Origin of the sequence: Empedobacter sedimenti (assembly GCF_030005555.1) — a bacterium.
Classification (GTDB): domain Bacteria; phylum Bacteroidota; class Bacteroidia; order Flavobacteriales; family Weeksellaceae; genus Empedobacter; species Empedobacter sedimenti.
This window is the reverse complement of the sequence record NZ_JASCQG010000014.1, coordinates 81,429-104,604: the sequence shown is the minus strand read 5'-3', so window position 1 is coordinate 104,604 and position 23,176 is coordinate 81,429. Positions and strand designations below refer to the sequence as shown.

The window sequence follows — 23,176 nt, the reverse complement described above, 5'->3', positions numbered from 1 at the left end:
AAATATGGTAAGGTCAAAAATCCTAATGATTTTCCTACATTTCAAATTAATCAAAATAATAATACAATAATATTAAATAAAAACTATACTTTTAAATGTTCCTAACAAGGGGAAGATTACAGAGGGAAGTTTCATATAAATGGCTTATTAAAAGGAGTTGGTATTAATGTCTTAATTGATATGTTTAGAGCTACTTCAAATTGGTTTTTGGCAAATCAAATTAAAGAACTTAATGAAGCATTGGGCAATGAAGAAGTGTCAGCAAGAAGTAAAATAACAGTATTAGCAGGTAAAGATTAATAACGATATCTTATGAAAAACATCGTGTTTACAATGATACTTGTATTTCCTGTATTTATACTTTTATTTTTTATGGTAAGTATATTAGGTATAGATAATCAATTGGTTTATGTTACAAAAAAAACAAGATCAATTAATAATAATTTTACAAAAAGAGTATTTATAGATAAACACTCTAGTAAAAGAAGTGTCTATTTTTTTACAGAAAATAAAAAGAGAATAATAAAAAATAGTAGAGAATATAGAGGGGTTATTACAGGGTGGAAAGTATTATTAAATAATAGAAAATATGAAAATGAATCTCAGTTATCTTTTTATCTTTTTAAGAACAAAAAAAATGATGATAATTCAATTCCATTCTTCAGTATAAATAATAAAGATAAAAATACAGCGTATTATATAGATATTTTTCAGTATATTAAAAATAACTATTTCTTTTTTTTATTGATTATTTTCCTATTTTACATTTTTGGTTCTGGTTGGATGATAGATTATTTTGGAGGAATCTCAAAGCATAATATAATTGGGGGCTTTTTTGTTTTTAATGTATTTATTTTTATAATACTATTATTTTTATAATTTAATCTTATGAAAAAAATAATTTGTGTTTTTATTGTATTGATAACTTTGATTTCATTATTTGTTATAGCAAAATATAAATTGTTTACTGATAATAATTTAAAATTTTATGAAGATGGTTGGACGGCTTATGAAAATGAGCAATATGATTTAACTATTTTTTATTTAAGCCATGTTGATAAAAATAAGTATCCAGATGTTGTAGCTCCTATAGGTTTTTCTTATTTTGAAAAGAAAGATTTTCCAAATGCATTAATAAATTTGCAAGATGCTTATAATAAAAAAATAGGTATAAAAGAAGGTTATTCGGATAAGATTTCTAATACATTAGGAATTATTTATATGGAGAAAGGTGAATTTGATAAGTCTAAATTTTATTTTACAGATGCTTTAAATTCGAATAATCCTGATAGTAAAAGAAATCTTCAAATATTAGATTCTTTAAAACATGTGACTAAGTAAACACCTCCTTCCAACCAACAAATCATTATTTAAAAGCATTAAAGCATAGCTTTTCATCCTTTTTTGTATTTTTGAGAGATTAAAGTTTAATGATTAGTTAGAAATGAGAAAATTTACTTTACTAATTTGTCTTTTTTTAGTACAATTTACTTTTGCACAACGCAAAGGATATTGGCAACAAAAGGTAGATTACAAAATGACAATTGATATAAAAGACGATTTGTATCAATATGACGGAAAAATGAAATTGAAATACACAAACAATTCTGGTCAAAGCCTGAATAAAGTTTACTTTCATTTGTATTTCAATGCCTTTCAACCGAAATCGATGATGGATTATCGTTTGGCAAATATTGCTGATCCAGACAAACGAATGGTTGATAACATCGGAACGAAAGAAAATCCTAAAATGCAATCTCGTATCGCAACTTTAGGAAATGATAATATGGGTTATCAGAAAATTACGTCTTTAACTCAAAACGGAAAAGCAACTTCATATAAAATCGACGGAACAATCTTAGAAGTTACGTTAGCAACACCAATTAAAGCAGGAAAATCTGCCATTTTTGATATGGTTTGGGAAGCACAAGTTCCTGAGCAAATTCGTCGTTCTGGACGTAATTCGAAAGAAGGTGTAGCATATTCGATGACTCAATGGTATCCTAAAATGGCTCAATTTGACGATTTTGGGTGGCATTTAGACGAATATGTAGGACGCGAATTTATCGCTCCTTTTGGTAATTTTGATGTAACAATCAACATCGGAAAAGACTATGTAATTGGTTCTTCGGGAGTTTTACAAAATCCGAAAGAGGTAAAAGGTTATGATAAAAATGCAAAAATTGTAGAGAAAAACGGACGTGCTTCTTGGCATTTTAAAGCAACAAATATTCACGATTTTGCTTGGGCTGCAGACAAAGATTTTGTGGTAGACGAGGCAACTTCAAAAGGAGGAGTAAAAGTATATTTAGTTTACAAACCAGGAGAAAAAACAACAAAAGTTTGGAAAGAAGCAATGCCTTTTGCAACAGCTTTCTTTGATTATGCGGGAGAGAAATTTGGAGCGTATCCATGGCCAACTTACACAGTTGTACAAGGTGGTGACGGAGGAATGGAGTACGGAACTGCTACATTAATTACTGGTGAAAGAAGTTTAGCTTCATTAGTTGGTGTAATTTATCACGAAGCAGCGCACTCTTGGTACCAACATTTGTTCGGAATTAACGAAACAGTTGATGAGTGGTTTGACGAAGGTTTTACATCTTATGTGGAGAATTTAGCATCGTTACAAGTTTTCGAAAAGCAAGCAACTTTACCATCTAATCCAAATTTAGATGCATCAAAAGGTTATATCAAATTAGCGTTGTCTGGTAAAGAAGAGCCTGCAAGTTTGTTGGCAGATTATTACAACACAAACTATGCATATTCTATGGAAGCTTACTACAAAGGTCAAGTTTTAGCAATTCAATTAGGATATATTATTGGTCAAGATAATTTAGACAAAACATTTTTAGAATTCTATAAGCAATGGAAATTCAAACACCCTACATCTAATGATTTTAAACGTGTTGCAGAAGAAGTTTCTGGTGTTAATCTAAAATGGTATTTCAATTTATTTATTAATACAACACGTAAAATTGATTACGCTGTAGAAAATGTTCAATCAAATTCTTTTGAAGTTGTTAACAAATCAGATTTTGCAATGCCTTTAGATGTTTTGGTTGAATATAATGATGGTTCGAAAGAATTATTTTACATTCCATTACGCGAAATGAGAGGAGAAAAACCACCAGAAAATTTAGTTGAATACAAAGGTGTAAAACGTACTGTTTTGACAGATGCTTTCTGGACAAATCCTGTTTATGAGGTAAAAACTTCTAAAGCAGTTAAACAAATTACAATTGATCCTACACAGCGCATGGCTGATGTAGATTATACAAATAATGTATTTACAAAATAATGTTATTAGCTGTAAATATCGGAAATTCTAATCTTCGTTTCGCAGTCTTTAAAAGCGAAACGGAGATTATTACGTGGACAATTAATTCAAAGCCTTATCGTACTGAGTATGAGTTTTTTGCAAAATTCACAAATATGTACGAGCCTTTCGGAATCGACAAAGATGATATAACAGATATTGTCATTGGTTCGGTTGTGCCGCCTCTTACTGCGAGTGTTAAAATTGCTTTGCAACGCATTCATAAGTTCAAACCAATGATTGTTGATCGCAATACACCCTCAGAGATTGTACATACATCTAATCAAATGGGAACAGATTTATATGCAAATGCTGTTGCAGCTCATTATCAGGGATACAAAGGCAATAAAATTGTAATTGATTTTGGTACTGCGCTAACTTTTTTAGGAATTAATGAAGACGGAAAAGTTCGTGGAGTAGTGATTGCTCCAGGAATTATTACGGCGCTTAATTCTTTAGTAGGTGAAACAGCTCAGCTACCAACGGTAGAACTTCGTGCTCCAGAAAATGTACTAGGAACTAATACTGAAGCTTGTATGCAATCAGGAATGGTTTACGGTTTTTTGAGTATGGTCGAAGGAATGATAGATCGTATTAATGCAGAAGCTGGAGAAAAATCGTATGTGATTTCGACTGGTGGAGTTGGAGGCGTTTATAAATCATTGACTGATAAAATTGATATTGATGACCGCTTGCACACGATAAAAGGTCTTAAAATTTTGTATGAATTGAATAAAGATTCGTTAGAAAGATAATTTAGATATTCTAAACAAATTAAATGTAAAGCTCGCTTTTTAGCGGGCTTTGTTATTTTCTATCAATTAATCTGAAAAAAATGTTTAATTTTCTGTAACCTTTTTTAAAAACTTGAGTCTAGTAAAATAGAAAGCAATTAACACACGTGAAATTATTTGTACTAAATCGAAAAAGTAAAGAAGAAATTTTAGTCGAACGGCTAAAAAAGAACGATGCTTTGGCCCAAAAAGAACTCTACGAACAAAGCTCTAAAAAGATGTTGAGCGTTTGTAGAAGTTATATAGAAGACATGCATTATGCAGAAGATTGTATGATAAATGGATTTTGTAAAGTATTCAATCACATTCAGAAATTTGAGAATAAAGGAAGTTTTGAAGGTTGGATACGAAGAATTATGGTCAATGAGTGTTTAACTTTTTTACGTTCTAACAAAACACTGATTTATGTAGATGATATTCGTGTAGCAACTTATGAAGAAGAAGATGAGGTAGAAGAAGTATGGTTAGATTTTAATGTTCAGCATGTATTAGATCAATTATCCGAACCTTATCGTTTGGTTTTTAACTTACATGTTCTCGAAGATTATTCGCACCAAGAAATTGCGGAATTGCTTAATATTTCAGTTTCCACCAGTAAAACGCAGCTGTTTAGAGCAAAAGCGAAACTAAAAGAAATTGTTTTATCACAAAAGAAAAAAAGAAATGAAAAAGAAGGATAATATATCAAATTATATAAAAGAGGACTTAGAAAAGCGTGAGCTTAATCCTTCGCGTGATGCGTGGGATCGAATACAGGCTAGGATGGATGTTGCGCCTCCAGTCCAGAAATCAAATTTCAAATGGTGGTTGTCTGTTGCTGTTGTAGCGATGTTTATGGTTTCGGCATCTGTTTATGTCTTTATTAATCATGAAAAAGAAACAGAAATTATAACTGATTTTGTAAAGAATACTGATCAAAAAAAGATAGATTCTGTAAAGCATAATACTGAAATTATTTCTGATCCGACAGAGCATATTTTGGCAAATAACGAAAAAGTTGATTCGTCAAAAGAAATAGAAGAAGTTGCACCAAAAGAAGAAAAACAAGTTGTACAAAAAGGAAAAGTACAAGTTGCGGTAAATAAAGAAACGCAGCAAATAGAACTTTCATTACCAAAGAAAACGAATTCAGTTACTGAGAAAAAAGAAGCTGTTGTAGAAGATTTAGCTCCAAAACGAACGCTTGTTGCAAATTCAGGTTCAGATTCGATAAAAAATAATAAAAAGAAAAAAAACTTTGTCGATCCTAATATGTTATTGTATTCGATCGAGAATAAAGAAAATCTAAAAGAGTCTAATCAATCACGTGTCGTTTCTGTAGGCTTTAAATAAATCAATTTTCAACTTTTAATTAACAAGATTATGATAAAAAAACTTATCGTAGCAGGATTACTATGTTTATCAGCTACATCACTATATGCACAAAAATTTACTTTTGATTTGAATGATAAGAACGACGAAAAAATAAGTCCAATTGTAAAAGATCGTATTAGTGAGTTTACTTTAGTTATTCGTCAAATTGTACAAGAAGAGAAAACGGCAATGGAGAAAAAAATTGCTGAGGTTGACAAAGATTTAACTGATGGTAAAATTACCGTGAACGAGGCAAATGCAAAGAAAGAAGCGATTGCGAATGTTTATTCAGGTACAATAAATGACCGTATACAGGAGGTTAATTTTAATCTTGATGATATTATTAAACAACAAGTTGCATTTTCGATTATGAATGGAGAAGATCCTATTACACCAAAATCGAAACAAGATGTAACAAAACGATACAGAATTGTTAATCAGATAAATGGTTATGCTTCTTTTGGTTATATGGCTTTTACAGGAAAGGATGACGAAGAATTGAATAAACACGAAAAATTCTCAAGTAATTTAACAGCAGGATTGATGTATGAAAGACAATTATCTCTAACAAGTCCTTTCAACTTCTTGGCTGGAGCACTATTTTCTTGGCGAACATATCGAATTGACGATGATATGCGTTTTGAACGTGATGGTAACGGAAACGTAGGATTAATAAAAAGCGAAAATTCTCTTGATAAATCAAAATTGCGTTCGGCTTATTTTATGGTTCCTGTAGGTTTTAAGTACAATTTATCTAAAGTAAAACATGTTACAGATGATTTTGCTTATCGTCCGCAGAAAAAACATTATATCGCGGCATTTGCTTACGGAGGAACATTGCTTTCGTCTAATAATATTTACAAAGGAGATGGAGTTCGTAATAAACAAAGAGGAAATTACAATGTAAATAACTTTATTTACGGAGCTGAATTGACAATTGGTTTAGGATTCGTAGACGTTTTTGTTCGCAAAGACTTTAATACTTATTTTAAAGATAACACATTCGATAATCGTAAAATGATACAATTTGGCATAAATCTTGGATTATAATTAACATAACAATTATCGTTTTAATTAGATAATTCCTCATATAACATTTTTATAACATCAAAACCTCTACTTTAATAGAGGTTTTTTTACGTTTAAAGAGAATAATTATTTAAAATTGAATTTAAAAAAAGTGTAAATTAGTATAAATAGGAAAAAATGGTTCAATCAAAATTAAGCTGGCAAGTTATCATACCAATCACAACATTTATTGTATTGATGATTGTGAATTTCCTATTTGTAAAAACGTTTTGGTTTGGAGAAGAATTTTATTTCAAGGATCCTTTTCTTAATCTTGGACTATTTATGATTTCGATGTTAATTTCAATCTCAGTTTTATATGATTTAACATGTAATTTGACACTTTTTAAATTGAAAGAAGACACTTTCGAGATTAGGACTATTTTCAAGAAAGATGAAATTCCGTATCGCGCTATTTATTATTTGTACGAAGAAGAAGATATTTTACGATTAAATCGAAATCAAGTTTTGACCATTCAAACCAAAAAATCAAAGTTTAGATTACGTAGTTTTTTTGATTCAAATTATGATGAGGTAAAATCTACATTAACCGAAAAAGCACAACAATACGTTAATTTATTGGCTTAATGACATAAAAAAACGTCGCTCACAGAGCGACGTTTTTTAATTATTACTATTATTTTTTAAGTAAATCAAAATGTTTTGAATCAGAACTAAAATGGCGACCGACGTAAAAAACATAAAGCCAACATAAATGGCAACTTGCTTGTCTTGACCAATTTTTATGAAGATAAAATATGCCAAAAGCGTTCCCATGATTTGCATCAAAACGGCGCGCCAAGCAACTTTTTTTACAACAGCAGCTTCTTTGGTTCTAAATCCAGCAATTCCTTGGTAAATTGTCGGAAATATCAACATGATAAATGCGATTATTTTTAAGATTGTGTCCATTTATACTTTTATTTCTTTCTGCATTTGTTCTACAACTTCATAGGTTGCAGGACAAATTAGCGTGTTTTTTATGGTAAGATGATTAATTTGATAAAACTTTTTACGATCCGTATGCGGATATTCGCGGCAAGCTTTTGGGCGATCTTCGTAAACCAAACAATAATTCTCACTATCTAAAAATGGACAAGGAACTTGCTGTAAAACGTAGTCGTTATCCTCATCAATTCGTAAATATTTATCGATAAATTGACTTGGTTTTATGCGAAAAACATGCGCTAAACGTTCAATATCTTTTTGCGTAAAAAGCGGACCAGTTGTTTTGCAACAATTCGCGCAAGAAAGACAATCAATGCGATTGAAAACATCTTCGTGAATTTCTTCCATTTTTTGATCCAAGTTTTTAGGTGGTTTTTTTTTCAACTTCTCCAAAAACTTTTTGTGTTCGCGTTGTTTTTCTTTGGCTTTCGCAAAATATTCTTCTAAGAAATGATCTCCCATTTTTCTATTTCTCCTTCTTTTACTTTGAAAATCTCTGTACAATCAACCATTTTGAGGTTTTCAAATTGTTTGAATCGTTCAGGATCTCTTTGTTCTAACTTCTTTAATAAATGGTTGAATTCATACTGCAATTGACCTGTTGTGACATCAATTTTAATCTTTTTGAAATCAAAGTCAATTTTATTTCGATCAAAATTATAACCTCTTCGTGTCGCTTCGTCCCAAATTTCTGCTAAATATTGATTAATCGCTTCAAGCGGTTTTTCTACAGTTTTGAAGCGAATTAATTGCGGATGGTTTTTATAACCTTTAGTATTACCTTCCAAAACATTTTTTGCCAAGAGCGTTTCACGCCAAAGCGCTACAATTCCCTTTGCATCGAGATATTTCGGATGAACAGACCAAATTCGCATTTGTTAGATTATTTATCTTTTTTGATGTCTTCTACATTTTTTACACCACGTAATCTGCAAAATTCCTCTATTACATTGTGATGAGAAACCGTTTTATCTTTGAAATAATTGACAAAATATTTCTTTTCTTCTTCGGTTGCTTCTAATTGATTCAAGATATTCATCAAGTGCATTTTCATGTGACCTTTCTGAATTCCAGTTGTAACCAAAGAACGCAACGCACCAAAGTTTTGCGCTAATCCAGCAACAGCAACAAATCCCATCAATTCTTTAGCATTCGGTTTTCCAAGAATTCCCATCGCTAATTTTACTAAAGGATGTAAAGCTGTCAATCCACCAATTGTTCCAAGCGCAGTTGGTAAATCAATCCAAAAACGGAAAATTCCATCTTTTACTTCGCAATGTGTTAATGAAGAATATTGACCATCTTTCGCGGCATACGTATGCGCACAAGCCTCTACAGCACGAAAATCGTTGCCTGTTGCAATGACAACCGCATCAATTCCGTTCATAATTCCTTTGTTGTGAGTTGTTGCACGATAAGGCTCTATTTCTGCAATTCGAACCGCACGAGAAAACTTCTCTACAAATTCTTCTGAGGTTACATTCCCTTCTGCTAATTGCTCAACAGGACAAGAAACTTCTGCACGAACAATACAATCTGGTGTATAATTCGATAAAATACACATCACGATTTGAACTGAATCTTTTTCGTCATCTGTAAAAGTTGAATCAGCTTCGATTTCGTTTCGTAATGTTTTGGCGAATTGTTCTAAACAAGAATTGATAAAGTTTGCTCCCATCGAATCCATTGTTTCGAAAGATGCTTTTATTTGATAATAGTTCTCTAAATCAGCCGTTTTATCAATTAATTCTAAAGCTAAAATACCACCACCACGCGCACGCATGTTTTTTGTGATATCATTTGTCGTTTCGATTAATTGATTTTTAATCGTCGTTTCAAATGCATTTTGCAACTTTTCTTTGTCACCTTCATACATAAAATGTACGTGACCTAATTTTGTTGTTGATAAAATAGTTGTTTTGAAACCACCACGTGTTTGCCAAAACTTTGCAGCTTTAGAAGCCGCAGCAACAACAGACGATTCTTCAACCGCCATTGGAATAGCATATAATTCGTCGTTGATTAAAAAGTTTGGCGCTAAACCAAACGGCATATAGAAATTAGAAACTGTATTTTCTGAAAATTCGTCGTGCAGTTTTTGTAAATCTGCATCATCATTCCAATATTGTTTCAATACTTTGATGGCAGATTCATCACCATTCAAATATTCATTGACAACCCATTCAATTTTTCCTTCTTTCGATAATTTCGAAAAACCTTCTACTGCTTGATGCTTCATATTGGATATTTTTTTATAAGACAAAATTACAAACGTTTTGATTGATAGAATGTATAAAAATACTTAAAACTTTTTGTACATCTTCTATTTATGTTCAATATTCAGTTGAAATGATATTTCAAAAAATATAATTGTTTATATTTGATTGTTTGAACTCACATGATTAGAAAATTAATATGAAAAAATTTATTTTAAGTTTAGCTGTCCTTGCGATGGGCGCTTATTCTTATGCACAACAAATAACGTTAGAAGGAATTTATGGTGGTAAATACCGTGAAAATTCTTTGTATGGTGTTAATTCTCTGAACGATGGAGAAAATTATACTATTCTGACAAAGGACGGGTTGGTAAAACGTTCGTACGAATCGACATTGAAAAAAGGTCAGTCTTCTGATATTGTTGTTGTTCCAGGAAAGTTTGAAGGCTATGAATTTAGTTCTGATGAGCGTTACGTTTTATTGCAAACAAATTCTAACCAAATTTATCGTCATTCGTTTACTGCAAAGTTTGAAGTATATGATACGCAAACAAAATCGAAAGTATTGTTATTTGACGGAAAAGGAATTCAAGAACCTTTGTTTTCGCCAGATGCTTCTAAAGTAGCTTTTGCTTTTGAGAATAATTTATACATTCAAGATCTTAAATCGAACAAAGTAACTCAAGTTACAACAGATGGTAAAAAGAATAATATCATCAATGGGATTAATGATTGGGTTTATGAAGAAGAGTTTGGTTTCGTAAGAAATTTTGATTGGAATGCTGATGGAACTTCGTTGGCTTATGTTCGTTTTGACGAATCGAAAGTGAAAGAAATTAATATTCCGATTTACCACAATAATCTTTATCCACAAGAATTACGTTACAAATATCCAAAGGCAGGACAAGACAATTCTGAAGTTTCGTTACATGTTTTTGATACGAAGAATAACTCAACTGCAAATGTTAATTTAGGCGGAGTTCAGAATTATTACATTCCTAAAATTAAGTTCTCTACAAAAGCGAATTTATTAACGGTTGTAACGTCTAATCGTCATCAAAATAATGTAGATGTTTCATTTTATGATATCAATACGAAAAAAGTAAATAAATTATTTACTGAAACAAATAAAGCGTGGATTGAAACGGATAATTTAACGGTAGAATTTTTAGCAGATAATTCGTTTTTATGGACTTCTGAACGCGATGGAAATAACCATATTTACCATTATGCAGATAACGGAAAGTTAATCAATCAGGTGACGAAAGGAGATTGGGAAGTAACAAATTATTACGGATATAATCCTGCGAATAAAACACTTTATTATCAATCTAATGCGAACAATGGAAAACGTGTTTCGACAGAAAGACAAATTTCATCAGTTAGTTTAGATGGTAAGAAAACAACGATGTTGACGAAAAATAATGGAACAAATTCGGCTGCTTTCAGTAAGAATTTTACGTATTTCATTAACACTTTTTCGAATACAACAACACCAAAAACAATTAGTTTAGTAGAATCTAAAGCTGGAAAAGATTTGGGCGTAATCGTTGACAATACTTCTTTAAAAGATAAATTGAATACAGATAATATTGGAACAAAAGAATTATTTGTGTTGAAAACTGCAGCAGGAAACGAGTTGAATGCTTATGTAATCAAACCAAAAAACTTTGATCCAAATAAAAAATACCCAGTTTTGATGTATCAATATTCTGGACCAGGTTCTCAGAATGTAAACAATGCTTATTTCAACTCGAATGATTATTGGCACATGATGTTGGCACAAGAAGGTTACATTGTTTTTTGTGTTGACGGTCGTGGAACGGGATACAAAGGAGAAGCTTTCAAGAAACAAACGTATTTACAATTAGGGAAATATGAGGTAGAAGATCAAATTGCTGCGGCAAAAGAGATTGGTAATTTACCTTATGTAGATAAATCTCGTATCGGAATTTGGGGTTGGTCTTACGGAGGTTTCATGTCTTCTAATGTTTTATTTAAAGGTGCAGATGTTTTCAAAGCAGCAATTGCGGTTGCTCCTGTAACAAACTGGCGTTATTACGATTCTGTTTATACAGAGCGTTTTATGCGTACACCGGAAGAGAATGCGGCAGGTTATGACGATAATTCACCAATTAATTATGCAAAGAATTTAAAAGGTAATTTCTTATTAATTTCTGGTTCTGCTGATGATAATGTACATCCACAGAACACATATGAATTGTCGGAAGCGTTGGTACAAGCTAACAAAGATTTTGATATGGCAATCTATACAGATAAAGATCACGGAATTTATGGTGGAAATACACGTGTTCAGCTTTATCGTAAAATGACAAACTTTATCAAGAAGAATTTATAATAATAAAGTTTTATTTATTAGGATACGCCAAAGAATTTGAACTTTTAGTATTCAATTTGATAAAAATCATACATTAAACAAAAAAAACCTCTGCATTGTCAGAGGTTTTTTTTATTTTCGTTGATTGCTAATAAAATCTTAAAGATAAATTAGCGCTTAGTTAAAGAAATTATGAGTAAAGAATTAACTTTAGAGGAAATTCAGAATTTTAAAGGAAAGTATCCAAAACAAATATGGAGTCTTTTCTTTTCTGAAATGTGGGAGAGATTTTGCTTCTACGGAATGCGAGGAATGCTGGTCTTCTTTATGATTGACCAATTAAAAATGGCAGAAGGTCAATCTCAGTTACAATATGCAGCTATTCAGGCATTTGTTTACGCTTTTACATTCGTAGGAGGGTTGTTTGCAGATAAAATTTTAGGATTCAGGAAATCGTTATTTTGGGGTGGATTTTTAATGATTATAGGTAGTATTTTATTGTCTACCAATCCGCACAACTTATTTTTTATAGGAATTGCTTTTACAGTTGTGGGTACAGGTTTTTTTAAACCTAATATCTCGACAATGGTAGGAGAATTATACAAAAAAGGCGACGAAAGAACCGATGCAGGTTTCTCACTTTTCTATGCTGGAATTAACTTAGGAGCTTTTCTTGGCGGATATTTATGTATCGCAATAGGGAAAGGTAACATGTTTACGAGTTTTATAGACGAAGCTCATCGCTGGAATGTAGCCTTTGGTTTAGCAGCTTTGGTAATGACAATAAGTTTGATTAACTTCTTTTTTACTGAAAGACATTTAGGACCTATTGGTTTACAACCAAAAGTAAAAAATAAAGATGGAAAAGAAGTTCGTATGCCTTTGGTTAAAGAAATTGCTGTTTATGTAGGTACATTATTAGCTATTCCATTGATTATGGCAATGGTTCAGAACACTGATTATACAGATTATTTTATGTACACAGTTGGACCTTTAACATTGTTGTATTTATTCTACGAAATGACAAAAGTAACTTCAGCTGAACGTAAAAAATTATATGCAGCTTTAGTTTTCATTTTATTCTCGATTTTATTTTGGGGAATATACGAACAAGCAGGAGGATCACTTAGTATTTTTGCTGCAAATCATTTAACATCAGATGTTTTAGGGATTCCATTAGATCCGAATGGAGTTAACAATTCTGGAGGAGCATTTTTTATTATCCTTTTCGCTCCATTATTAGGTTTAGCTTGGATTTGGTTAGCTAAAAAGAAAATTGAACCAAATACAGTAATCAAATTTGGTTTAGGATTTATCTTATTAGGAGCTGGATACTATGTTCTTTTCGGGACAAGTTTCTTTGCTGATGCAGCTGGTGTTACTTCATTAGACTTCTTTACATTAGCATTATTAGTCATCACATTCGGAGAATTATGTTTGTCACCAATTGGATTATCAATTATGACAAAATTATCGACACATAATTTACAAGGAATGATGATGGGAATGTGGTTCTTAGCTTCTGCTTATGGACAATATGTTGCCGGAATCATTGGTAGTAGCATGTCAAATTCTGTTGTAGAAGGAGCATCTAATTTAGATAAACTATATTCTTACACTAATGGATACAAAGAAATTGCGCTATATGCTGTTATTGCAGGTGTAATTTTGATATTAGCTTCTCCATTAGTACGCAAATTAATGCAAGACGTAAAATAACTTTTAAGATATACTTTTAACAAACAAACATGAGTTCAAAATCGGAAAATTTCTTTGATTCAAAAGTACTAGGACATCCGTCAGGATTGTTCGTACTTTTCTTTACAGAGATGTGGGAGCGTTTTTCTTTCTATGGAATGCGCGTTTTATTAATTCAGTTTTTAACAGCTGCAGTTATTGGATTAAATCCAGGTTGGGAATGGTCTATAGAAAAAGCAACCGCTTTGTATGGAACATACGCAATGTTACTTTACATTACGCCCATCTTTGGAGGTATTATTGCTGATAAATATATAGGTTATCGTTGGGCAGTTGTGATTGGAGCGATTATTATGACGCTTGGTCACGCATTTATGGCTTTCGATACACCGATCTTTTTATATTTAGGATTAGCGTGTTTGGTTATCGGAACAGGATTCTTTAAACCAAATATGACATCTATCTTATCAGAAATGTACAAAGACTTTCCTGAGAAAAAGGATGGTGCTTATACAATTTTCTACATGGGAGTTAACGCTGGTGCATTCTTCGGAATGATGTTATGTGGTTTCTTAGCAGAAAAAGTAGGATGGCACTGGGGATTCGGTTTAGCTGGTATCTTCATGTTATTAGGAACATTACAATTCTGGTTAGCAAAACCATTATTTGGACATATTGGAGAGGTTCCTTCTAAACAAAATCTTAATGATAAAATTGAGAATGCTGAAGAAGTTGAGTCTAAATACGAGCCAGGAGAAAAACCAAATCCTTTTACAGTTCTAGATCAAATTTTGATCGTTATTATGACGCTTTTAGGATTAGGATATGCTTTCAATGATCCATTAAATGCTATTGGTGGAATTAACTTATTCCCATTCTCTATCGGAGGATTATCAGGACAAAATGTCGTTATTTTAGTTGCATTATTCTTGTTCTTCTTTGTAGTAATTCGTCGTTTAGCAAATTACACAAAAGTGGTTCGTGATCGTATGATTGCGGTAATTATTTTCGCGTTTTTCGTGATCTTCTTTTGGATGTCTTTCGAGCAAGGAGCTACATCATTGGTAATCTTTGCGCGTGATAATACAGAACGTAACTTGATTGGAGGTGCAGCAATGGCATTCAATGTTTTCAATACATTATTAACAGTTGTTCCATTATTGTTCATCTCTTATGTATTGATTTTATTAGCAAAACAAACATTCAAAAAAGCTGCTTTATCTAATGTGGTTTTAGCGTTTACATTCTTAGGAATTTGGGCTGCTGCAATTTGGATGTTAAACTATAACTGGACTTCTCACTCTTACGATGTTTCTTACCAAGCAATTGAAACGGCTAAATTAGACGACGCTGGTAAACAAGTTATGAACGAAGAAGGACAACCTGTTTTTGATAAAACACCAGTTACAGCTTCTTATGTAGCAAATTCTACAGATAAAATTGTTACTGAAACAATTAATTTAGCTTCTCAAGACGCTTTAACAAAAGGATCTGATATTAATATTCACAAAGAAGGAGACAAATTTGTATTAGTTTCTCCAGAAAGTTTAGTGAAATTAGATACTGAATATAAAAATCAAAACAAACCATCTGAAGTTGTTCCTGCGAAAGTAGCAGAGATTAAAGATTCTCAAGTAGAAATTACCGTTTCTTGGTTCTCAACTTTAAACTCATTCTTCATCATTGCATTAGCATCATTAGTTTCTCGTGTTTGGGATTCTAAATATAACCCATCAGCTTCTGTAAAATATGGTTTAGGATTAATCATTATGGCAATCGGATTCGGATTCTTAGCTTTCGGTTCTTACGGAATTTCAGAAGGCGTGCGCGTTTCTATCATCTGGTTAGTTTTAGCTTATTTATTCCACACATTGGGCGAGCTCTGCTTATCTCCAGTTGGACTTTCGTATGTATCGAAATTAGTTCCAGCGCGTATGATTGCATTTATGTTCGGAATGTGGTACCTTGCAATTGCAATTGGTAACAAATTGGCAGCCATTTTAGGAGGTCAAATCGAAAATATTACAAAAGAATATTCGTTATCAACTTTCTTCTTAATCTTTACAATTGTACCAATTGTAGCAGGTTTAATCGTTATCGCATTAAATCCAATTATGAAGAAATTGATGCACGGAGTTAAATAATAAAGATTGAATTTTATGAAATCAAGCTTAGCAATCGCTGCCCTAATTTTATCATCATTTCTTTTCGGACAAGAAATTAAATGGTTGTCATTAGACGAAGCTCAAAAAGAGATTAAAGCACATCCAGAAAAACCTGTATTGATGAATTTCTATACAACATGGTGTGGATTTTGTAAGCGTTTGGACAAAGAAACCTTTACAGATAATAAGGTCGCAGATTATGTAAACAAAAACTACATTGCGATAAAATTTGATGCAGAAACAAAGGACATGGTAAAATTTATGGGAATTCAGTACACGTACATTGCACCTGCTAAAGCGAATTACATGGCGTATGCCTTTACAAATGGGCAATTGAGCTATCCTGCAACTGTTTTGATGAACGGAAAAGGAGATATTAGCAAAATTGTTTTGGGTTATCGTAGTTCGGCAGATTTCATAAACGATATCAAAATTTAATCGAGAAATAACCTTGTTGAGAGGTTTTCCATAAAACAGAATCAGAAGTTTCTTCAAGTTCTGTAACAATAGAAGGGTAGTTGCTGGCATCGGCAATTACCCTTTTTAATTTGTTATTATTTTCGAAAGGATAAAGCTTAGATTGATGAATTAACACATAAAAAGGAAGCGCTGAATCTTCTTCATTTAATAAGAGTTTAAATGACTTCGTTTCAATAGAATTTGGATGTTTGATAAAATGTTGATGTTTAAAGTCTGAATTATAAGAATAGAAACTAACATCTTTAATTCGTTCGTGAATTTTATATGGTTTAATCGTGAAATTATATGTTTTTTCGTCCAAAGGTTTTTCGCTTAATATTGCTAAATTTCGCTGATTTCGAATTCCGATAATGCTATTCTTATATTGATTAAAAACAATCAATTCATTTGACTGATTGAGTTGATAAACTTGGAAAAATCGTTCTGCTTCGATCAAAAATAAACTGATGATACAAATAATTAATGCATTTTTAGATTTGCTAAGAAGCAATGGTTTTAATAAATATAAAATAACTCCAATTAAAATTGCGGTAAGCAAACTGATATAAATATCTTTTGCGACAAATTTGAAACTTGCCAACCAATAAATATAGTAATTTGACCAATGTATAAACTGATTGAATATCCAGACATATAAGTTAATTTTGAGATTAAAAGTTGTTAAAATAATACTGATAATTCCGCCACATATCATCAAGAAAGAAGCTGGAATCAAAACTAAGTTTCCAAACAGAAACAATCCTGAAAATTGATTGAAATAGAATACCGAAATCGGTAAAGTTCCTAATTGTGCAGACAAACTTGTTTCAATCATAATCTTGATTTTCTTCAAAAGACTATTCTTTACCTTCCAATAATTTTCGAAAATGGGGTTAAGCCAAACGATGAAAAAGACTGCTGAAAAACTTAATTGAAATCCAACATCAAACAAATAATTAGGTTGAAAAACGAGGATAATAAAGGCAGAAAGTGAAAGTGTATGAAAAATATTTTTTGGACGATTAAGTAATTCACTGATATAATAAATGGTAATCATCAACGCAGAACGAAAAACGGGAGGTTGTAATTCTACATAAAAAGCAAAACCCCAAATGAATATTAAACTGATGATAATTCTGATTTTTCGTCCATTTTTTAGGTGTAATAATGGTTGTAAAGCAAATTGTAGAATTGCAAAAATCATCATAACATGCAAACCAGAAATTGACAAAATATGCACAACTCCTGTGTTGATGTAACTTTGGTTTAATTCCTCTGTTAATTCAGTCCGATCACCCAATAACATAGACGATATAATGGCTCTACTTTCTGTTGTATAACCTTGTTTGATTAATTTTTCTCTTAATTCTGCTTTAGATTTTGCACTCCAATGATAAAATCCTTTTCCAGTTTTGTGTTCAGCAATTGGTTTGTCAATAAATAGCTGATAATTAATATTTTTTCTATTTAAAAAATGCTTGTAATCAAATTGGTAAGGATTAAGAGGAACTTGAATTTCGCTTAGTTTTCCGTTCGCAATAATCTCATCATTTGGATAATAATCTTTCTCGAAATCTTTGATATGTACTACAATTCTTTGATTGTTTAAGATATCTTTCGCAATATAATTGGCAGATTTTTTGGATTTATTGATTTGAGTGATAATTTTTAGCAAGTGAATTTTGTGAGAAGTATCAAGATTTTGGTTTGCAATTCGTTTGTAACTTTGATGAATAAAGCATCCTAAAATTATTGAGATAGCTAAATATGGATATATATTTTGACGATTTTGATTTTTTAACATCGATATAAAAAGTAGTGCGATGAGAAAAAAAAATATAATTTGTAAATTTGTAGCATGAATGAATAATTCTGAAATTATTATTCCAATTGAGAAACAAATTGTTAGGATAAAAAATAGATACTTTTTCATCCTAATAATTTAAACTAAAATTTACAAGTATTAGGTTTTAAATATTTGTAAATGAATTAATTAAACTAAAGGATTTTGAAATGAAGAAAATTCTAATGATTGTTGTGATATTTTGTGCACAACTTGTAATGGCTCAAATTGATGTAAAATTATCAATTACGAATATTAAGAAGACGAAAGGTAATTTGGCAATTGAGTTTTATCGTAATGTAGAAAATTACACAAAAGGGCAAAATGCGTTCAAAAAACTATATGTTCCGATTGAGAATATAGATAAATACGAAACGGTTTTTAAAGATATAGAACCAACTTTTTATGCCGTAAAAGTATATTTGGATACAAACAATAATAAACAACTTGATAAAAGTTTTCTGGGAGTAAGGAAAGAGCCTTATGGTTTTTCTACCAATGCAGATCCTATTTTACGCGAACCAACTTTTGAAGAAGCGAAAATAGAAATGTCAGAAGATAATAATACAATTAATATTAAATTGAATAACAATAAAGGCGGAGAATAATCCGCTTTTATTATTAGAATTTGATCGAAAATCCTAAATTAACTCCTAATAAAGAAGGATTTTTAGTTTCTACATTGCTCAATGAATTAATCATATAGCGATAATTAGGCTCAAGATTAAGACTTGTTTTCGGAGAAAGTAAATACTCCAATTTAAGACCTGCATTCGCACTATAACTCATATCATTCAGATTAGAAGCCTTTCCTATTTTTTGACTTTTCTCTTGAGATGACATCTCAATTTCATTCTTAGTTAAGAAATAATAACTTCCACCACCAGTCGCTAAAAGGTTAAATTTATCAAAGTTCAATAATTTGTATTCAATTTCTACAGGAACTTCAATGTACTGTATTTTTTGTGACATTTTACTTTCTGTAGAGTTATAAAAAGTCATAAAAGTAGCACTATTTCCACTTGCTTTATTTACTTGTATATTACTATTATAGACAATATTTTGTCTTCTAGCAGGCGAGTTTTCTAAAGTTGAGATAGGTTGTATCGCAGTCGAAATACCTGACGCAACATGCTGTGTTTGTTGTTCTAAATCTACCTTAGAGATACCAGAACGTACATTTATTCGATCATTAATTTTGACAGAAAACTTAGCTCCGTAAGCTAGTGTTACGCTATTATTAATCGTGTTCTCGTTAAATTCATCTGATAAAACAGATTTCGAATCTAGTATTTTAGATGGGCTTACAAAAGATGAAACGGCAAATTTTGGTGTTGTAGATTTTATTTTAGGCGTTTCTTCTCTTTTTGCTGATTGCTCAGCAATAACTAATTCTAAACTTTTTTCTTCCTCAATTTTAGCCTTTAATTCATTGTTTTTAGAATTATTTTCATCCAATTTCTGATTATTGTTTGATGGATTTTCAATGATTGAAGAATTAGATTTTGCGATATCTAATTTGTTGTTTACTGAATTTAAGTCTTGTTTTAATGAATTATTTTGTAAAGAATCACTTCCGAAAATTGGTTGAAAGAAATTTTTGTCTTCAAAATTTCTTCTTTCATTAGTAAAATTAAAATTAGTTTGTTCATCAGCGTGTTGATGATTAGAATGTGATCTTTCAACTCTTACGATTTGATTTTCTTCAGCAGAATCAATAATTCTATTTGATTCTTTAGGTAATTCTGGTGTAGATTTTTTAACGACTTCGATTTTTGAGTTGTGATTAATATCGTTCCCATTTTGAGAAAAATACAAAATACTTACACCCACAACCAAACAAGCCGCAGTAGAACCAATCCAATAAAACAAAGGAATGCTACGTTTCTTACGATCCGTATTTAATTTCTCTTGTATACCTTTCCAAGCGTCTATTGGAGGTATTTGTGGTTGAGATAATTTATCTTTTATATGTTGATCAAATTTGTTCATTATTCTACGACAGATTTTATTAGGTTAAGTTTTTGTTTCAATAGATTTCGTGCTCTTGATAAATTGGATTTTGAAGTTCCGACAGAAATTTGGAGCAATTCTGCTATTTCTTGATGCGAATAATCTTCAAAAACGTAGAGATTAAAAACTTGCCTATATTGTGGAGGTAAACTTTGTACAACGGTTAAAATGTCGTCATAATCAAAGAGTTCAAAGTCATCATTATCGTCAGTTTGCGGAGTTGTTAGATGATTTTCATAATCTTCAAAAGAGATGGTTTTATTTTTTTTAATCTTCTCTAATGATAAATTAACCATAATACGTTTCATCCATCCCTCGAATGAACCTTGTGATTTGTATTGATTAATTTTATTGAATATAATCACAAAACCCTCTTGAAAAATATCTTGCGCATCTTCGTAATTTTCAGCATAGCGAAGACAGATCGAGAATAAAACAGGAGAAAACTGAAGATAAATTTCTTCTTGTGCTTTCCTATTTTTTTCTTGACATTGCTTGATTAATTTTTCAAGAGAGTCATTCAAAACTTATTAGGACTTTATGTATTATTTTGCTTTAATATCTAAAACAATAGAATCGTAAGTCGCTGTATTGGTATTAGGAATTGTTCCTGCCCAAAATTTCAACGTATATTTTCCTTCTGTTTTAGGTGTAAATTTCAATGTTTTTGTTTCGTAAGAAATTTGTTGCGTACAATCGCTTCCTGCATTTTGACTTCCGTAAACACCAATTTTATGAACTAAACCAGTGTTTGGATCTAAATTATTAAAGTTCACAAATTGCTGGCATGAATTTGATTTTTCATATGTAACACGAATGTTTGTTGTTTGACCAACTGGCATAATTGAATCTTGGTTTACATCAAGAGATATAGTTGGAAAAAAACCATATTGTGTAAAATCTTGATCATCGTTATTTAAACAACTTGTTGTTGCTAAACCCATAAATCCTACTAAAGCAAAAATGCTTAATCCTTTCATTAATTTCATTGTAATTGTTTTGTAATAAGAGTCCATTTTGGTGAAATGGTTGCGTTAAAATAAAAATTTTAACATTTAATGACTTCAAAAAGAATCCTCTAAATGTAAATTTAGAGGATTTTGTTCAAAAGTAAACTTTAGTTAGGTTTTAAAATAATCTGGATAGATTATCGATATATTTTAATTAAGATGGAAAAAATTCGAAAGGTTGCGCTAATGATAGAATTTTATTTGTTTAAATCTTCTACAATTAATTTTGCAGTTCTTTCCGAAGCTCCAACACCACCAAGTTTATGATATAATTCGTCGTAATCTTTCAATATTTGATCTCGTTTCGTCGTATTTAAGATTAAATTTAATTCATGTTTAATGTTTTCATAGGTCAAATCATATTGGATTAATTCTTTCACAACTTCTTTATCCATAATTAGATTAACAAGCGAAATAAATCGAATATTTTTGACAATACGTTTCCCAATTTCGTACGAAATAGCATTTCCTTTGTAACAAACAACTTCTGGCACTTTCAATAAAGCCGTTTCTAAAGTCGCTGTACCAGACGTAACAAGTGCCGAGTGCGAAACGCGTAATAAATCATATGTTCTGTTTTCGACAATTTTTAAATCGTTTCCAGCAATTTTTTTATAATTTACAATTGGTTGAGAAGGTGCTCCAGCAACCACAAATTGATAATCAGAAAAATCCTTTTCTACAGAAAGCATCAAAGGTAATTTTACTTTAATCTCTTGCGTTCTACTTCCTGGTAAAAGTGCAATAATTGGTCTTTCGTCCAAATTATTTTCTCGTCTAAATTTTGCTTCATCTATTTCAGGAAGATTATTTAAAGAGTCTAACAAAGGATTTCCAACAAAATCAACTTTATAATCGTAGCGTTGATAAAACTCTTCTTCAAAAGGAAGAATCACGAACATTTTATCGACGACTTTCTTTATTTTATGAACTCTACCTGTTTTCCAAGCCCAAATTTGTGGTGAAATATAATAGTAAACTTTGATTCCAAGATTTTTTACGAATTCAGCAATTCTTAAATTAAATCCAGGATAATCAACCAAAATAACTGCATCAGGTTTGTATGCTTCAATATCTTTTTTGGCAACAGAAATATTTCCAAGAATGGTACGCAAATTCATTAAAACTTCAGCAAATCCCATGAAAGCTAATTCGCGGTAATGTTTCACTAATGTTCCGCCTTGAGCTTGCATTAAATCGCCACCCCAAAAACGAAATTCAGCTTGTGGATCTTTCTTTTTCAGTTCTTTCATTAAGTTCGAAGCGTGTAAATCGCCCGAAGCTTCACCTGCAATAATATAATATTTCAATGGAAATAGATTTTCTTTCTACAAAGATAAATTTTAGAAATTATAAAATCCTTTCATTCCCGATTAAATATTCTAACTTCGTATATCTAATTAGGAAATTATTAAAATGTCAGACGAAATAATAAATAAAGTTGCCAAAAGTGGTTTAGTTACAATTGATTTGCAAGATTATTATCCAGATGGTGAACGTGTGGTTTTTGATTTGAAAAGTTGGTTGTATGAAGAATTAATTCTGAAAGAAAAAGATTTCAGAGAGAATTTGAAGAATCATGATTGGTCGCAATATCAAGATAAATATGTGGCAATTACGTGTACAGCAGATGCAATTGTACCTTCTTGGGCATATTTATTGGTTTCAACTTATTTAGCACCAGTTGCAAAACGAGTAGTACATGGAGATTTGAAGGATTTGGATATGATTTTGTACACCGAAATTGTAGATCATTTGCCTTACGATGAGTATATAGACGGAAAAATTATTGTGAAAGGTTGTTCGCATAAACCTGTTCCAGATTCTGCTTACATTCAGTTAATTGAACGTTTACAACCAATTGTAAGTTCGTTAATGTTTGGTGAAGCTTGTAGTACAGTACCTTTGTATAAAAAGAAGAAATAAAAAAATCGCTCATTGAGCGATTTTTT

At 31.1% G+C, this 23,176-nt stretch carries 23 protein-coding genes; 14 read left to right on the top strand and 9 right to left on the bottom strand.

Translation table 11 applies throughout. From position 1 onward, the window contains the following. Positions 1–312: 312 nt before the first annotated feature. From QHG34_RS13500 to QHG34_RS13465, 8 genes are all read left to right on the top strand, one after another. A complete protein-coding gene (locus tag QHG34_RS13500) occupies positions 313–879 on the top strand; it encodes a hypothetical protein (protein ID WP_282630749.1) in 567 nt (188 codons plus the stop codon). A 9-nt stretch (positions 880–888) separates the two neighbouring features. Next, positions 889–1,341 (top strand): hypothetical protein, encoded by a 453-nt coding sequence (locus tag QHG34_RS13495; RefSeq protein ID WP_282630748.1) that lies wholly within the window; start codon positions 889–891, stop codon positions 1,339–1,341. A gap of 103 nt (positions 1,342–1,444) precedes the next feature. Beyond that, positions 1,445–3,301, top strand: coding sequence for a M1 family metallopeptidase (locus QHG34_RS13490; RefSeq protein ID WP_282630747.1), 1,857 nt, complete (start codon positions 1,445–1,447; stop codon positions 3,299–3,301). Then, positions 3,301–4,074: a type III pantothenate kinase gene (locus QHG34_RS13485; protein ID WP_282630746.1), complete on the top strand. Its 774-nt coding sequence runs from the start codon at positions 3,301–3,303 to the stop codon at positions 4,072–4,074. The genes QHG34_RS13490 and QHG34_RS13485 overlap by 1 nt, the downstream gene beginning before the upstream one ends. A 146-nt stretch (positions 4,075–4,220) precedes the next feature. Beyond that, the gene (locus tag QHG34_RS13480) at positions 4,221–4,793 is read left to right on the top strand and encodes an RNA polymerase sigma factor (protein WP_282630744.1); all 573 of its coding nucleotides are present in this window, start codon (positions 4,221–4,223) and stop codon (positions 4,791–4,793) included. Beyond that, on the top strand, positions 4,777–5,445 hold the full coding sequence (locus tag QHG34_RS13475) for a hypothetical protein (protein ID WP_282630743.1): 669 nt from the start codon (positions 4,777–4,779) through the stop codon (positions 5,443–5,445). The genes QHG34_RS13480 and QHG34_RS13475 overlap by 17 nt, the downstream gene beginning before the upstream one ends. Before the next feature lie 30 nt (positions 5,446–5,475). Then, positions 5,476–6,516, top strand: a complete 1,041-nt coding sequence (locus tag QHG34_RS13470; protein WP_282630742.1) for a porin family protein — start codon at positions 5,476–5,478, stop codon at positions 6,514–6,516. A 156-nt stretch (positions 6,517–6,672) separates the two neighbouring features. Next, complete coding sequence (locus tag QHG34_RS13465; RefSeq protein ID WP_282630741.1) at positions 6,673–7,122, top strand: hypothetical protein; 450 nt, start codon at positions 6,673–6,675, stop codon at positions 7,120–7,122. Between the two features lie 36 nt (positions 7,123–7,158). Here QHG34_RS13465 and QHG34_RS13460 read toward each other — a convergent pair whose 3' ends face one another. From QHG34_RS13460 to QHG34_RS13445, 4 genes are read right to left on the bottom strand one after another with little or no spacing between them, the layout of a single operon-like run. Beyond that, positions 7,159–7,446 carry a hypothetical protein gene (locus tag QHG34_RS13460; protein WP_282630740.1) on the bottom strand — a complete coding sequence of 96 codons (288 nt, stop codon included), beginning with the start codon at positions 7,444–7,446 and terminating at the stop codon, positions 7,159–7,161. Next, a complete protein-coding gene (locus QHG34_RS13455) occupies positions 7,447–7,944 on the bottom strand; it encodes a YkgJ family cysteine cluster protein (protein WP_171623750.1) in 498 nt (165 codons plus the stop codon). It lies immediately after the preceding gene. Then, positions 7,926–8,357: a pyrimidine dimer DNA glycosylase/endonuclease V gene (locus QHG34_RS13450; protein WP_282630739.1), complete on the bottom strand. Its 432-nt coding sequence runs from the start codon at positions 8,355–8,357 to the stop codon at positions 7,926–7,928. Before QHG34_RS13450 ends, QHG34_RS13455 begins: the two co-directional genes overlap by 19 nt. 8 nt (positions 8,358–8,365) lie before the next feature. Continuing rightward, the gene (locus QHG34_RS13445; protein WP_282630738.1) at positions 8,366–9,721 is read right to left on the bottom strand and encodes a hydroxymethylglutaryl-CoA reductase, degradative; all 1,356 of its coding nucleotides are present in this window, start codon (positions 9,719–9,721) and stop codon (positions 8,366–8,368) included. 176 nt (positions 9,722–9,897) lie between these two features. On the opposite strand from QHG34_RS13445, the gene QHG34_RS13440 reads away from it, so the two are divergent. The 4 genes from QHG34_RS13440 (at position 9,898) to QHG34_RS13425 (ending at position 16,337) form a co-directional block, all read left to right on the top strand. Beyond that, on the top strand, positions 9,898–12,057 hold the full coding sequence (locus QHG34_RS13440) for a S9 family peptidase (protein ID WP_282630736.1): 2,160 nt from the start codon (positions 9,898–9,900) through the stop codon (positions 12,055–12,057). Between the two features lie 171 nt (positions 12,058–12,228). Next, positions 12,229–13,755, top strand: coding sequence for a peptide MFS transporter (locus tag QHG34_RS13435; RefSeq protein WP_282630735.1), 1,527 nt, complete (start codon positions 12,229–12,231; stop codon positions 13,753–13,755). A gap of 29 nt (positions 13,756–13,784) precedes the next feature. Beyond that, a complete protein-coding gene (locus QHG34_RS13430) occupies positions 13,785–15,878 on the top strand; it encodes a peptide MFS transporter (RefSeq protein ID WP_282630734.1) in 2,094 nt (697 codons plus the stop codon). A gap of 15 nt (positions 15,879–15,893) precedes the next feature. Further along, positions 15,894–16,337: a thioredoxin family protein gene (locus QHG34_RS13425; RefSeq protein WP_282630733.1), complete on the top strand. Its 444-nt coding sequence runs from the start codon at positions 15,894–15,896 to the stop codon at positions 16,335–16,337. Here the strand turns inward: QHG34_RS13425 and QHG34_RS13420 are convergent. Next, positions 16,327–18,291, bottom strand: coding sequence for a ComEC/Rec2 family competence protein (locus QHG34_RS13420; protein WP_282630732.1), 1,965 nt, complete (start codon positions 18,289–18,291; stop codon positions 16,327–16,329). The two genes, QHG34_RS13425 and QHG34_RS13420, sit on opposite strands and share 11 nt — an antisense overlap. Before the next feature lie 80 nt (positions 18,292–18,371). Between QHG34_RS13420 and QHG34_RS13415 the strand changes: the two genes are divergently transcribed. Then, positions 18,372–18,809 carry a DUF2141 domain-containing protein gene (locus QHG34_RS13415; RefSeq protein WP_282630731.1) on the top strand — a complete coding sequence of 146 codons (438 nt, stop codon included), beginning with the start codon at positions 18,372–18,374 and terminating at the stop codon, positions 18,807–18,809. A gap of 13 nt (positions 18,810–18,822) precedes the next feature. On the opposite strand, the gene QHG34_RS13410 is transcribed toward QHG34_RS13415, so the two are convergent. The 4 genes from QHG34_RS13410 to lpxB form a co-directional block, all read right to left on the bottom strand. Then, positions 18,823–20,193 carry a porin family protein gene (locus tag QHG34_RS13410; protein ID WP_282630730.1) on the bottom strand — a complete coding sequence of 457 codons (1,371 nt, stop codon included), beginning with the start codon at positions 20,191–20,193 and terminating at the stop codon, positions 18,823–18,825. Then, positions 20,193–20,738, bottom strand: coding sequence for an RNA polymerase sigma factor (locus QHG34_RS13405; RefSeq protein ID WP_282630729.1), 546 nt, complete (start codon positions 20,736–20,738; stop codon positions 20,193–20,195). The genes QHG34_RS13410 and QHG34_RS13405 overlap by 1 nt, the downstream gene beginning before the upstream one ends. 21 nt (positions 20,739–20,759) lie before the next feature. Next, complete coding sequence (locus QHG34_RS13400) at positions 20,760–21,203, bottom strand: hypothetical protein (RefSeq protein WP_282630728.1); 444 nt, start codon at positions 21,201–21,203, stop codon at positions 20,760–20,762. A 218-nt stretch (positions 21,204–21,421) separates the two neighbouring features. Then, entirely contained in the window at positions 21,422–22,534 is a 1,113-nt protein-coding gene (gene lpxB / locus QHG34_RS13395) for a lipid-A-disaccharide synthase (RefSeq protein WP_282630727.1), read from the bottom strand. 106 nt (positions 22,535–22,640) lie between these two features. On the opposite strand from lpxB, the gene QHG34_RS13390 reads away from it, so the two are divergent. Then, positions 22,641–23,150: a DUF2480 family protein gene (locus QHG34_RS13390; protein WP_282630726.1), complete on the top strand. Its 510-nt coding sequence runs from the start codon at positions 22,641–22,643 to the stop codon at positions 23,148–23,150. The last annotated feature ends 26 nt before the right edge of the window (positions 23,151–23,176 follow it).

Coding starts and splice junctions, on each gene's coding strand:
- QHG34_RS13430 (WP_282630734.1), top strand. CDS start 13,785: ATGAGTTCAAAATCGGAAAATTTCTTTGATTCAAAAGTACTAGGACAT.
- QHG34_RS13415 (WP_282630731.1), top strand. CDS start 18,372: ATGAAGAAAATTCTAATGATTGTTGTGATATTTTGTGCACAACTTGTA.
- QHG34_RS13485 (WP_282630746.1), top strand. CDS start 3,301: ATGTTATTAGCTGTAAATATCGGAAATTCTAATCTTCGTTTCGCAGTC.
- QHG34_RS13495 (WP_282630748.1), top strand. CDS start 889: ATGAAAAAAATAATTTGTGTTTTTATTGTATTGATAACTTTGATTTCA.
- QHG34_RS13450 (WP_282630739.1), bottom strand. CDS start 8,357: ATGCGAATTTGGTCTGTTCATCCGAAATATCTCGATGCAAAGGGAATT.
- QHG34_RS13500 (WP_282630749.1), top strand. CDS start 313: ATGAAAAACATCGTGTTTACAATGATACTTGTATTTCCTGTATTTATA.
- QHG34_RS13465 (WP_282630741.1), top strand. CDS start 6,673: ATGGTTCAATCAAAATTAAGCTGGCAAGTTATCATACCAATCACAACA.
- QHG34_RS13425 (WP_282630733.1), top strand. CDS start 15,894: ATGAAATCAAGCTTAGCAATCGCTGCCCTAATTTTATCATCATTTCTT.
- QHG34_RS13420 (WP_282630732.1), bottom strand. CDS start 18,291: ATGAAAAAGTATCTATTTTTTATCCTAACAATTTGTTTCTCAATTGGA.
- QHG34_RS13390 (WP_282630726.1), top strand. CDS start 22,641: ATGTCAGACGAAATAATAAATAAAGTTGCCAAAAGTGGTTTAGTTACA.
- QHG34_RS13435 (WP_282630735.1), top strand. CDS start 12,229: ATGAGTAAAGAATTAACTTTAGAGGAAATTCAGAATTTTAAAGGAAAG.
- QHG34_RS13400 (WP_282630728.1), bottom strand. CDS start 21,203: ATGAAATTAATGAAAGGATTAAGCATTTTTGCTTTAGTAGGATTTATG.
- QHG34_RS13455 (WP_171623750.1), bottom strand. CDS start 7,944: ATGGGAGATCATTTCTTAGAAGAATATTTTGCGAAAGCCAAAGAAAAA.
- QHG34_RS13470 (WP_282630742.1), top strand. CDS start 5,476: ATGATAAAAAAACTTATCGTAGCAGGATTACTATGTTTATCAGCTACA.
- QHG34_RS13460 (WP_282630740.1), bottom strand. CDS start 7,446: ATGGACACAATCTTAAAAATAATCGCATTTATCATGTTGATATTTCCG.
- QHG34_RS13410 (WP_282630730.1), bottom strand. CDS start 20,193: ATGAACAAATTTGATCAACATATAAAAGATAAATTATCTCAACCACAA.
- QHG34_RS13440 (WP_282630736.1), top strand. CDS start 9,898: ATGAAAAAATTTATTTTAAGTTTAGCTGTCCTTGCGATGGGCGCTTAT.
- QHG34_RS13475 (WP_282630743.1), top strand. CDS start 4,777: ATGAAAAAGAAGGATAATATATCAAATTATATAAAAGAGGACTTAGAA.
- QHG34_RS13490 (WP_282630747.1), top strand. CDS start 1,445: ATGAGAAAATTTACTTTACTAATTTGTCTTTTTTTAGTACAATTTACT.
- QHG34_RS13445 (WP_282630738.1), bottom strand. CDS start 9,721: ATGAAGCATCAAGCAGTAGAAGGTTTTTCGAAATTATCGAAAGAAGGA.